General features: G+C 36.9%; 5 protein-coding genes. 4 read left to right on the forward strand and 1 reads right to left on the reverse strand.

The window, feature by feature from the left end; all coding sequences use genetic code 11:
* The first annotated feature begins 105 nt into the window (after positions 1–105).
* From WDV75_RS14480 to WDV75_RS14495, 4 genes are read left to right on the forward strand one after another with little or no spacing between them, the layout of a single operon-like run.
* Positions 106–6,333 carry an AMP-binding protein gene (locus WDV75_RS14480; protein ID WP_273560140.1) on the forward strand — a complete coding sequence of 2,076 codons (6,228 nt, stop codon included), beginning with the start codon at positions 106–108 and terminating at the stop codon, positions 6,331–6,333.
* Positions 6,330–7,925: a beta-ketoacyl synthase N-terminal-like domain-containing protein gene (locus tag WDV75_RS14485; protein ID WP_273560138.1), complete on the forward strand. Its 1,596-nt coding sequence runs from the start codon at positions 6,330–6,332 to the stop codon at positions 7,923–7,925. The genes WDV75_RS14480 and WDV75_RS14485 overlap by 4 nt, the downstream gene beginning before the upstream one ends.
* A 23-nt stretch (positions 7,926–7,948) precedes the next feature.
* On the forward strand, positions 7,949–8,467 hold the full coding sequence (locus WDV75_RS14490; protein ID WP_338860030.1) for a condensation domain-containing protein: 519 nt from the start codon (positions 7,949–7,951) through the stop codon (positions 8,465–8,467).
* Between the two features lie 24 nt (positions 8,468–8,491).
* Entirely contained in the window at positions 8,492–11,731 is a 3,240-nt protein-coding gene (locus WDV75_RS14495) for a non-ribosomal peptide synthetase (protein ID WP_273560134.1), read from the forward strand.
* Between the two features lie 437 nt (positions 11,732–12,168).
* On the opposite strand, the gene WDV75_RS14500 is transcribed toward WDV75_RS14495, so the two are convergent.
* A complete protein-coding gene (locus WDV75_RS14500) occupies positions 12,169–14,061 on the reverse strand; it encodes a propionate--CoA ligase (RefSeq protein ID WP_273560132.1) in 1,893 nt (630 codons plus the stop codon).
* Positions 14,062–14,065 lie beyond the last annotated feature (4 nt).

Consider the following 14,065-nt stretch of genomic DNA (forward strand, 5'->3'; position numbering starts at 1 on the left):
TCTATTTTATATCTATAAAATAGAATGTAAATAAATTTATCTGATATATTTGCATTGTAAATTTATTGTCAAAGTTAAATTAATTTTCAGGAGGAGTAATAAAATATGTTTTCAGGATTATTAAATGCTAGCGAGCAGATTAATTCATTAAAGAAAAATGGGGTTCATTTGCATTCTTTGCCAAATGGAAATATAAAAATAAATGGAAACAATGCTATGAATTCAAATGATCTTGAGGAAATAAAATCAAATAAGGATAATGTCTACATCATTTTAGAAAATGATAGATTAAAGAATGGTGTCAATATGGATTCATATATTGATACAGATGGGTCTTTTCACAGTACACCACAGCAGAATCAAATAATTGCTATAAAAAATAATTTTCATCACGATTATGCATATTATATTCCTTTTGTAATTGAGTTTGATAAGCTAGAACAATCAGTTATATTTATTGATAAATTCAGGTCTTATATACAAAAATTACCCGTAGCAAGAAGATGTTTTAATATTAATGAAAATAATTACTACCTCAGCAATAGTGCTGAGATAATGCCAGCACAGGAAAATTATTATTGTTCAATTCTTCAGTTGGATGAGAAACTTCATGAGGTTATTTATCGGCCGTTTAAGCTAGGAGAAAGCCTGATTAGATTTGGATTAATTAAAACTGAAAAAAGTGTATTTTCCTATTTTGTTTTCCATCATATCATTTCAGATGGGTGGTCATTAGGACATTTATTATCATCAATCCTTTCAGAGAATACACCTGAGCCAACTAGTGTCAATTATGGTTTTCTGAAAAATTCAAAACTAATTACGTTAAACAAAGTTCAGCAATCTTTTTGGGTAAAATATCTAAATAAATCTAGTTTTTCATCTAATTTACCTCTAATTCACTCTGAAAAACCTATTTTTGAATCAGAAGCAATAGTCAAAATAATAAAAATAGATAAAGAAAAATATCATGGATTAGTAGACAATGCTGTACAGATGGGTACCAGTGCATACACTGTGATGGCTTTTATATTGTCTATGACAATATATTATTTTGGCAGAAATAAAGATGTTCACTTTATTTCCACATATGCAAATAGAGAAAACATTCAATTAGAATCAACGTTTGATTATATTGTTGAATCTTTGATAGTACGTACTACATTAGATCCTAATGAATCATTGTTCTCCACAATTAAAAAATTGGCTGTTAATTTACAATTAGTACAATCTTTCGCTGATTTTCCTATTCTGGAAGAATATAAAAAATTTAACAATTTAGACAGTGATGGTTCAAATATTGATGTGATGTTCACCTATCAAAATTTTCCTTATGAAATAACTCAGTTTGGAGGAAAACTCAGACAGGTGACTAAACGGTATTGCAAATCTCCCATTTTGATTGAAATTTTTGAATTTCATGAGGGTTTAGAGATTAATTTTGAATTCTCGGAAGATCACATCACTGAAAACCATATTTCTCAATGGCTAGAATATTGGAACCACAGTATCAATATACTGTCCCAACACAATTTAAAAAACATCAAGATTGGTAATATTCTCAACACAGGTCTGGAGCCTTGCCTAAGAGGTTCAGAAGCACCACTGATTCAATACTATTTACACGATGCAGTCATGGAAATGTGTCTGAAACACCCATCTCGTATTGCAATTGTGGATAGGAATAAGTCCATAACTTATAATGAACTATATTCTCTGGTGACACATTTCAGTTCGTATTTTCAGCCCAAAGGTTATCTTGTTGTCATGAGTAAATCCCACCAATTAATGGTAGCGCTATTATCCATTCTCAAAGCGGGGGGATATTTTGTGTGTATAGATCCGGCTGACAGCGATGCCACTCTTTCAGCTAAACTTGAGATATCACATGGCCTGAAATTACTGACAGAACAACGTTTGACCGAAAGAATTACGGCATTAACTTCATCATACATTGTGTATGAGACACTGATTAACCAGAAGAGTTCCTTTCAGGTGGAATATATTCAATTACCTTATGAACGTAACCAATATATGTATGGTGTGTTCAGCTCAGGAACAACTGGAAATCCGAAACTATCATTAAATTATCACGATTCATTTTTAAATCTTGTACATTATTTTAATGAACAAGCCCCAGAAAACAAAGATGCTTTTATTCTTGGTTCACATGCATTTGATCTGGTTTTAAAAAATTTATTTCAACCATTATTGTGTGGCAGTAAAATATATTTGTACGATTATTATCTTTTTGATGTCAAAAAGACACTGGTTGATATTTATAACAGTAATGTCGCAATATTAAATATTGCTTATTCTCTATTCGAAACACTTTTGGATGATACTGAGGCTAAACACTATTTATCCAATATAGACACTATCATCATTGGTGGTGAAATATGGAATCTCAATAAAGTTAAACAAACCAGAATGTTGCCAGAAAATTGCACTATGGTTAATTCATATGGACCTTCAGAAACTGCTGATGTTGTGCTGACTGGACGCTGCAATGCTTATGCCAATATAGATGTGCCTCCCTTAGAACAAGTATTGCCAGGATGTCAAGTTTCTATTGTGGATGAAAATTTACGTCAATTACCCACTGGTTGTAAAGGTCAATTGTTAATTAAGGGGATCTGTGTTGGTGCGGGTTATACACAACCAGTATTGAATAAAAATAAATTTGTGATCTTTGAAGGATTACCTGCCTATTTGAGTGGAGATATCGCAGAAATTACTGAGCGAGGTATAATAACTATTCATGGCAGAATTGACGATCAGGTGAAAATAAACGGTATTCGAATTGAGTTATCTGGTCTGGAAATACAGATTCAACAACTTCTTCATCCATTAAAGATTGCTCTACGTATTTTTAATAATCCTCCCATAGGTACTTATATCGTTGGTTATTATGTTTCTAAAGACGATACTTCGCAATATCTACTCCAGCAAGCAATACAAACAAGATTAGCAGGAAAAATTCCTATTGAGCAGTTGCCACGCCTGTGGGTAAAACTGGATTCTTTTCCACTTTCAGTGAACGGTAAACTTAACCGTAAAGCACTTGAAGAACCTCCTCTGCCAAAATGGGAAATGTTGTCCTCGACAAATACCATCTTAAATTATGTACAGAATGAACTTGGCATACCGATACAAAATCAATCAGATAATTTATTAATGCATGGTTGTGATTCCATAAAAATGAATAGATTGAAAGCAAAGTTAGAGCAAATTTATGGTTATACTTTTAGTCTTCGCCTGATGTATGACATGCCAAATTTGGAAGCTATTTTAAATCAGGTATCTCACTATTCTCATCATTTGTCTACAGCCCAAGAGCAATCAAATAAGAATGAATTAACAGGTATTGAAAGGCAGTTTCTTTTTCTGGATGCTCATCAAAATAATCATCTGTATCATATTACTGGTCATTTCAAGATTCTGAAAAAAATCACTGTTGAGACCTTTAGGGTTGCACTCTCTAAACTCCTCAGACAGACTGAAGCACTACGATTGAAATTTGACCCTGCAACGATGACTAAATCAGTTATCACCACTGATGAAACACAGTGGCCTCAGGATTGGTGCGTGATTGATCAATTAGATTATGAAGAGTTTTATATTGATCAGACAATTGATTTATTCATGGGGTTTCCCATCAAATTTGCGATCATTGTTTCTAATTGTGGGCAGTATGTCGATCAATTTTTTGTGAAAATCCATCATATTGTTGCGGATGAATATTCATTATTATTTATTTGCGAACGTCTTATTCGTCAATTGAATAATGAAGAGCTTTCTTTCGAGCTCATCAATACTGTTCATAAAGAAGTACCCGCAAATTTATCAGACTGGAAACATCTTAAGGAAATTAACCCTATCGATTTCCAACGGGGAGAATATACAGATACCGATTTAGAATACCAGTTGAGCAACAGATATTATCGTCAACTCATTTTACTCTCCCAACAACTGGGAATGACTGAATTCAGCATTATGATGGCAATATTTGCAAAAGCATTGCATATGGTTAAAGGAGCCAGCACTCTTTCCATTGGCATTCCTGTATCCACAAGGGATACCGAAGAACAATGGAATGCAATTGGCTGTTTTATTAATACGTTACCTGGTTATATTCATATTGATCAACAGGACACCTTTTATTCTCTTTTCCAGCATGCGCAACATGAAATATCTTGGCTACAGCAGCATAAACAGACTCCCCTGATAGCAATTAAATCGTTGTTGCATTCAAATAAAGACCTGTTCAATGTGATGCTTGTACGGCATGAGGCAGAACTCATGCGTTCATTGAAAACTAATTCCGTCTTTGAAGCCGTAAATGTGTTTAATAATCCACCACGCTTGGATCTAACACTGCATTATATTGCCGACAACAATAGCTTGAGGCTTCATTATGAATTTATGTCAGGAATAGATCCAACTGAAATTAAAAAAATACATCTTGCTATTGTGAAAATATTAAATCTTCTCTTGGAACGGGGATATCACTGTTCATTAAAAGAAGCAAACTTAGCACCTAGCATTTACTTTAAACAACGTCAGTTACCAGTTTTTGATATTATTTCTCGCTTATTAGATAATGTTGAAAAATCCCCTAATGCAATTGCGATCAGATACTTATCTGATGGCACTCAATTAAGTTATAAGAGATTATTATGGCAGATTATTTCTATCGCCAAAAGGCTGGATGAACAATTTGAACAAGGTGTGATTGCCATTCTTAATACTAACCCAATAAGTACAATTAAACTGATGCTGAGTACTTTGTATTCAGGCAGAAGTTTTATGGTCATGAATTCAGATGATCCTGAAGCACGCATGAAACAGCTCCAACAGAAAGCACAATGCGTCGGTTGCGTCTCAGGAGAATGGTTACAATCAGCCATTATAAACTACGACAAGTGGGATCATCATACTAACCCTCCCAAAATAACCCCAGATATGTTGGCATATGTGATTTTTACTTCAGGTAGTACTGGTGAACCAAAAGGAGCAAGTATCAGCTATCGTGCATTGTGTTATTCGACTGCTATGCGTTATCACCAATACCAACAGCAGATGGAGCGATTTTTGCTGTTAAGCCCACTTACATTTGACAGCGCATATGCGGGATTATTTGGAACATTAGTTGCTGGTGGAGAACTCCTACTGCCCGGAGAGTCCCAACGTCGATCTCCTCATGAATTAGTGGTGGCAATAAAGGATTTCCAACCAACACAAACGCTGACGACTCCATCATATTATCATGTACTGATAGAGCAATCCATGTTCACTCACTCATGCGAGTCTGTCATCTTGGCCGGGGAACGATTGACTCAGGATTTGGTCGATAAACACTATCTGCGTTTCCCCAAGACTTACCTCTATAATGAATATGGTCCGACTGAAAATACAATTTGGAGCAGCGTTTATCTGTGTCAGCCACGAGCAACACAACAACATACACCAATTGGAAAGGTATTGCATGGCATAAAAGCCATAGTTATGGATGAAGAAAAATCTGTGGTGCCTCATGGACAAAAAGGCCAGCTTTATCTTGGTGGTGAAGGGTTATTTGATGGTTATCTTAATACAACAGAATCTCTCTCTTTTGTCTGGTTAGATACCTTTGGTGTAAGAGAACGTTTTTATGCTACTGGTGATCTCGTCACCATGTCAGCAGATGGTACGATACACTTTGACTCTCGCTTACAGGATTTCATTAAAATTAGAGGATATCGTGTTTCACCTGCCGAAATAGAACGCTGCATATTGCAACTTGACGATGTTGATGACGTTAAGGTTACGGTAATCAAAGGGAGTCTTGTTGCGTTCATCTCTTCGCTGCAGTTGTCTGTCCCTCTGGTTATGGAATATCTTAACCTGCAACTACCCCAATATATGATCCCTCATCAGTTATATATCACACAGCCTTTTCCTCTGAATAAAAATGGTAAAATAGATACATCTCGATTGATACGTGAATATGTTCAGGTTACAAATGAAAATACACCACCATTAGAGCCTGAGTTTAATAAATTATTCAGTTTGAATATCGGAAATATCTATTTGGATCCAGAACGTTCTTTTTTTGAAAATGGTGGGAATTCAATTAAATTGATGCAACTCTCCACAGAATTGGAAAAAATCTATCAGATCCAGATCCCAATAACTCTGTTATATCAACAGACCACACTAAAGAGTATGCAGCAACTCATTAAGCAATTAATTTTGTCTCAAACCTCTGAAGAGCTCACCGTAACACCAGTCCGAACATCTAGACAAACCAATAAACTCACTCAAAGAAAAAGTAGAGGAACAACACAATGAGTTTTACGGAATATGATATCGCTATTTGTGGGATAGGATTCATTTTGCCTGGCGGCATAGATACTCCTGAAGGCTTTGATCAATTAAAACAACAGGGCAATACACTCATTCAAGATTTTCGCGTTGAATTCCATGATGCGACTGAAAAAGAGATATTTCGCTGTGGCTATATTGAAGATATTTATAAGTTTTCCTATAAAGAATTTGGGTTAACAAAAAAGCAAGCTTCTCTAATGGATCCTCAACAGAGAATATTACTCAAACTTTCAAAAAAAGCGTTAAAAGATGCAGGTATTGACACACCTTCAACTGGAAACCGAATCGGCGCTTTTTTCGCAACTGGGATCAACTACTACTTATTTGATAATTTATTAAAAAATAGTGTCGAAGATACAGAATTCGATATTCATAATATCATCAGGCTCAATGACAGCACTTTTGCTGCAACACGCATCGCAAGCACATTGGGTTTACAAGGACCAGCAATATCGGTGCAATCTGCATGTTCCTCTTCAGTAAGTGCAATCCATGTCGGATGTCAGTCGATTTTATCTGGTGAATCAGAAATGGCATTGGTAGGCGCTTGTTCTCTGTTGCTTCCCCAACACCGTCGTTTTACTTGTCGGGACGGAGATATATTAGCTCATGATGGTATTTGCAGACCTCTTGATATTGCTGCCACTGGAACGGTAGCAAGCTCAGGAGGTGCTGTATTTTTATTAAGGACAGCGCAATCTGCAATAAAATCGGGTAGTAAAATCTATGCGATCATAAAAGCGACTAGTCTCAATAATGATGGTGGAGGAAAATCCAGTTTTGGTGCACCTTCCATTTTTGGCCAGAAAACTGTCATTGAAGAGGGGCTATCAATTGCGAATATCAACGCTAATCAACTGAGTTACCATGAATTACACGGCACTGCCACCATATTGGGTGATTTGATTGAAATGGAAAGTACTTCAAGTGCATTTAGCTTGTCAGCAAAAGATAGTGTGGCATTAGGTGCAATCAAATCTCAAATTGGTCATACGGATACGGCTTCAGGCTTGTTTGGTATAATCAATTCCATTTATTCTCTTGTTCACAGGTGTGTTCCTCCAATTGCAAATTTCAGACAACTCAATCCTAAGATAACACCTTTCATTACTGGTTTTTCAAATCTGTATCAGCAATCCCAATTAAGTAATGCTGAAATGCTTTTTGGCTCGATCAGTTCTTTTGGTATTGGTGGAACAAATGGGTTTGTTGTACTAGCCGTCAACAATGCTTGTTTAGGGTGGCAAACACCTTATCCAGAATATCATTGGGAAGAAGAACAAGAATGTTACATTCCGTTAAAGATTGCCAAACAAATAATACTAACGCCACTTCAACCTGAATCTACTGAACAACTAACAGATATCTTCATACTCGATATATTGGAAAAACTATTGGGTGAAGAAATCAAAGATACTACGTTGAATTTTTACGATATGGGGGGGGATTCGATACTTTTACTTGATTTCATTGATATTCTTAAAAAGAAAACAGGAACAACTCTTCCTCTCAATGCGTTAATTTCCTCTCCTACAATTAGTGAATTAGTGAATTAGTGAATTAGTGAATTAGTGAATTAGTGAAGTATACACTTCAAATGATCAATCAAGTTGAGTTATTCAGCCACAAAGAAGAAAAAAGCTCTTCTCTTGAAGATAGGAAACTTAATGATCAACAAAAGAGTTTATGGCTTTATTCAAAAATGCATCCTCATTCTGATGCCATGAATATTGCCAATCTATTTGAAATTAACAGTTGTATTACTGGAACCGATATTAAGAAAAATTTGCAAGATTGGATAAAACGTTATCCAATACTTAATTGCCGAATTAAGGAATTTACTCAACAATTATTTTGGCAACCAGATCAGAGTGATATTGATATTATTATTTATCCAAGAGCAAGCAAAGCTGTTGCCATTGGCAGGATGAAAAATATCCTGCTTGAACCAATTTCTATTGAAGGGAAATTATCAAAATGTGTTTTACATGAAATTGATAATGGGTGGCTCATTGGTTTTTCCATCCATCATGCCGTTATTGATGGTATCCATTTCAGCTCAATGATAGAAACTTTTCGTGATAACTTTCATCCATGATCTTATGAAATAAAAGGAATGTTTATGAAGTTTAAGACATATAAGAATTATTTTCGTCTCTGTGCCAATATAAATGACAAATATTCTTTATTTGTGAGATTGATGACCCATGTTGCAAGTGGTTTAAAGGCAATATCTAAAGTTAATAATATCACTGTTGCTTACGCTTTAAATTCTGGTAAAAAGGAGAAAAGCATCAATTTTTCGGTTGTTCACCACAAGGTTCAATATTTTTCAGATATTTCCGAAGCATCATTTGATAAAGCTTATTCCAAGAACCAAAAAATTATGTTGGAAATGATGTCATCAGCCCCATTAGCTGAACCAATGGATATTGATTTTTTTATTGGTTATGAAACATGCAGATTATTAGAAGGTATCAGAAAGCATTCCCTATTACCAAATCACGGGCAACACAAATTCACAATTTATTTCCAGCAAAAACCTCAACGCTTAGAACTGACCTTATGTGTTGATATGATATATTTTAATGAAGCCCAGATCGCTCAGTTTCTGCAAAAAATCAGTCATTCATTGTCTGTTGCTCAAATAGCAGAACACATTTCGATCATTGATGGCCCCTATCTTTCACAAACCTATGTAACGGAGAGTATTGCCACTCACTTATTTTATTATGCCTTCAAACAATTTTCAGAAAGAACAGCATTATGCAATCGTCAGATTTCATTGAGTTATCAACAACTATATCAGCGTGCCTGTACCTTGTCGGTCTATCTTAATACATTGCATGATCAAAATTTCAAAACCATTGCAATTGGTTGTAGTCAGAAAATCTATATCATCACGGCTATTTTAACCGCAATTCAGCTTGGAAAGCCTTTCGTTATTATCGAAAGTAATGATCACAATCAGAGACGCGAACACATTTTATCAAGTGTTGCACATCCACTGATTGTCAATGATGATTTAATTATAGCTGCACTGGCTAATCCCATTGAACAGTCCACACAAGAAATCATTATTTCAACTTCACCCGATGATATCCTTTGTTATACCTTTACTTCCGGCACAACAGGGCAGCCCAAAGGCATTGCCATCAAACATATCTCACTGCTAAATGTCATTCTGAGTCGGCATCAATTAGTCAATATCACTTCACAAGATACCCTATTACACAATATCTCTTTTACATTTGATCCTGCACTATGGCAGTTGTTTGGTGCCCTTTGTTTTGGTGCACGGCTTATCTTGCAAGAAGATACAGAAATGTTAGATCCATTACTGACTTTTGAACTGATGGAGAGATACAAAGTTACTATTACTGATTTTGTTCCTTCAGTGTTGTCAAAACTTATGACTACTCTTTCTCCTGATACTTGCCTAAAAAGTTTGAGAGTGCTATATGTTGGAGGAGAAGTATTTACTCTCGCACTATATAATATGATTAAACGGGTATGCACTGCGAGGATATTTAATCAATACGGCCCATCGGAATGTACCATTGATAGTCTGGCTTACGAAATTCTGGGGCAGGATGAAAAAGAGCGTATTGCTATTGGTAGCCCCATCCCGAATTGTCAGGTCATGGTTGTTGGTGATAATGATGAACCTACCAAACAGGGTGAAATAGGTGAATTAGTCATTAGTGGAATCAATGTCAGTTCTGGATATTTAGATCATGATTTAAATGTAATACGATTTTTTGAATATGACGGTACACTATTTTATCGCAGTGGTGATCTGTGTGTATTAGACGATTATGGAATTATTCACTTTATTGGTCGAAAAGACCGACAGATAAAAATTAATGGGGTACGCATTGAATTAGAGGAAATTGAGAGCAGGGTTATGTCTTTAGCATTTATAGATGCTGTTTTTGCAGTATTTCAACAGGGAGTATTATCACTATATATAAAAAGTCAGTATACAGAAATTGATAAACACAAAACTGAGGCTATTCGTAGTGTTTTGCCTCGATATGCTTTAAACGCTAAAATTTTTTCATTATCTCATGTTCCTCTGAATCAGACAGGTAAACTGGATATATCAAGATTATCTGAATGTATTTATAAAAATAAAACAAATACTGAAATATCAAAATTTCATGATGAAGAAAGCGCCCTCCAAATTGCTAAATATCTCTTTTGTCGTTTATTGCAAAGAGATGATATTAATCCTAATGACAATTTTTTTATGTTGGGAGGGAATTCCCTACAGGTTATTGATATTATTCTCGAAATTAAATCCAGTGAAGGAATTGAAATTGAAGTCCAAAGTTTTGTTCAATTGCCAACACCAAAACATCTTGCTACGCTTATTCAAGCTGCAAAACAATCCCACCTATTACCACAAAAATTACCCCTTAGCCACGAGATGAATTTACTAGCTCAAGAGAAATCATTAAGCTCAAGAGAGCATCGTCTCTTTTTTACAATAACTAGTCAATGCGATGAAAAAGAATTAATGTTACAAAAGATAAAAAAATTGGCAAATCAAACCTCTATATTTAAATACCATCTCAGAAAAGAAGATAATACTATTGGTTTAGTTTATAATGGAATTGTCTCAATGTTAATTAATCCTAAAGGTGATTTTATTGAATTTACGAATGAGGAATTAGATTCATCTTGGAGAACTAGCAAGGAATTACCTTTATTCAGTATTATTAATAACGAAGAGGAACATAAACATATTCATATATATATTCACCGTGCTCTGTTTGATGGTTTCACTGCAAATCTTCTGAATAACGTAATAACCCAAACCACTTTCACGTTAAGTGACGGATATGTGAATTATATACTCAAAACGAATGAACCAGAGATAGTAGAAAATTATCGTGAATCTGCTTCTATTTTCGTCAATAATTTCAGAAAAATTTTGGATAAAAAAACAGTCGAAAATGTAATTCAAATATCAGAAGTGTTAAAGACTCCTGGTAATCTGAGAGAGGTGCTTTCGGCTTTATGGCATCGTCATTCACAAAAACCACTTTATATCGGTATATTGACCGCTAATCGCCATCATACAACAGATATGACATCTATAGGGAGATACGTCAATATTGTGCCAGCCATGATTACATGCTTATCAGATATTAATGCTATTATGCAGTATGTATCTGCTTGGACAATACCTTACTATTATGTTCAACAAATGATAGTGAATGAATATGGTCATCACATTCCTTTTGATTTTTTGATTAATCAAGAAATTCAATCAAATGATAATCATAGATGGGTTACTAGCCACTCTATGCCTCAGCAATTAGGGCATTTATCTAAGGTAATTATCACTATTTAACCTCAAATATGGTCTTCCCCTATTCTTACTGCAGACTGCTCATGACATAGAAAGCGTTCCAGCCTCTGAATTCCACATGATGCTGAAAATATTGACTCTACTATGCTCTTTCGTTGATTCAATATCTGCGTCGACTTTTATATGTAAACGAAGTTCATTTCGTTTTTTATCTTCTGGATAGTGTTTTGTTTTTCTTCCTCCTTTGGTCTGAGTATGTTTAATTTTTTGCGGGCATTGGATACATCATAGATCCGATATGCCCGTATCTTCTTAGGCGCTTTAAATTGAGATACTTTGCCAATAAGCCCGCTGCACCATTGCTCTTCCTTCGAAGATCGTTCGTTTTTCCCAGAGGAACCCAGAATCTCGATTGAAAGTCATACCAAATATCAATGGTTATCATGGCTGCCCTTCATCCATTGTTTAATGACGGTTGCTTAATGGGAAATCGCATCCCGAATGGCTTCCAATGAAGCGGGATTCTCAATCAGGGCAATATCGCTTGGTTCACGTCCTTCACAAATAGCCTGCATGGTGCGGCGCAACATTTTTCCTGAACGGGTTTTCGGTAATTGCGTCACAAAATAGACGCGTGCCGGACGTCCAACGCTGCCGATTTTCTTATCCACCAACGCCATTAATGCCTTTTCCAATGTGGTAAAATGGTCAGCACTCTGGATTTCTCGTCCTTCTTTGAGGACAGCAAACGCCACGGCGGTTTGTCCTTTCACTTCATCCTTGATACCAATGACGGCAACTTCTGCGACATCTTCGTGGCTGGCGATGCACTCTTCAATCTCCCGCGTTCCCAAACGGTGGCCGGAAACGTTAATCACATCATCCGAACGCCCCAGAATAAAATAATAACCTTCGCTGTCACGTATTCCCCAATCAAATGTCGAATAGACTTGCTGATCAAAGTGACGCCAGTAAGTATTAATGAAACGTCGATCATCACCATAGATAGTCTGGATGCAACCTGGCGGCAAAGGGCCTTTGATAACCAGCATTCCTTTTTCATTATCACCACATTCCTGACCAGTCAGTTCGTTGAGTAGCTTGACGTTAAAACCGTACATGGGAAAACCGGTGCTACCAAAACGGCTTGGCCTGTCATCCAGACTGCGGGCAATCGCCATAATGGGCCAGCCCGTTTCAGTTTGCCAATAGTTATCAATAACAGGCACATTAATGGTTTCGGCAATCCAACGGGCGGTATGTTCATCAAGCGGCTCTCCCGCTAAATAGAGTGTTTCAAGCGATGAGATATCATATTTGGCGATACAATCCGTCGGGTATTTTTTCAAAACGCGGATTGCCGTAGGGGCAGAAAACATTCTGGTGACACGATATTTTTCGACAATTTGCCACCAAATGCCCGCATCCGGTCGTATCGGGAGACCTTCATACATGATCGTTGCCATGCCGGCGATTAAGGGAGCATAGACAATATAAGAGTGCCCAACAACCCAGCCAATATCCGATGTGCAGAAAAAAACGCCGCCTGCCTGACCACCAAAAATAACGTCCATTGATGTCGCCAGCGCCACGGCATAACCGCCGACATCGCGTTGAACCCCTTTCGGGGTTCCGGTTGTGCCTGATGTATAGAGCACACAAGACGTTTCATTGGATTCGAGCCATGTGACAGGCACTTCTGCATCAAGATGCTTCTGCCGTAATGTGGCAAAATCGACATCCCTGCCGTTCACCCAATGAATATTGGACAGTCCGCGATCTACCATCAAAACATGGCGTGGCGTGTGCCTGGCTAATTCAATGGCCTCATCAAGCAGAGGCTTATAAGGAATGATTTTTCCCCCACGTGAACCCGCATCCGCTGAGACGACTAAAACGGGTTCAGCGTTATCTAATCGGGTAGCGAGACTGTGAGAAGCAAAACCCCCAAATACGACTGAATGGATTGCCCCAATACGGGCACAGGCCAGTAAAATAAACAGGGCTTCAGCCACCATTGGCATGTAAACAACGACACGATCACCTTTTTTCACGCCGAGCGACAACATGATAGCAGCGGCACGATTCACTTCCCGATGCAGTTCTTTATAGGTGAAAACTCGCTCGCTATTGATTTTAGTTTCCGTTGAAATGGCAATCAGTGCCCTGGCATCGGGTTGGCTTTCCAGCCAGCGGTCTAGCGCATTGTAGCAGAGATTGGTTTTTCCCCCACAAAACCAACGGGCAAAAGGGGGATGGCTATGATCCAGGGGCTGTTCAAAAGGCTGTTGCCAGTGTATGCGTTTGGCCTGTTCTGCCCAAAAAGTATCGGGATCATCAATTGAATGCTGATAGAAATTTTGGAATGACATAATC

This window comes from Xenorhabdus griffiniae (genome assembly GCF_037265215.1).
GTDB lineage: Bacteria > Pseudomonadota > Gammaproteobacteria > Enterobacterales > Enterobacteriaceae > Xenorhabdus > Xenorhabdus griffiniae.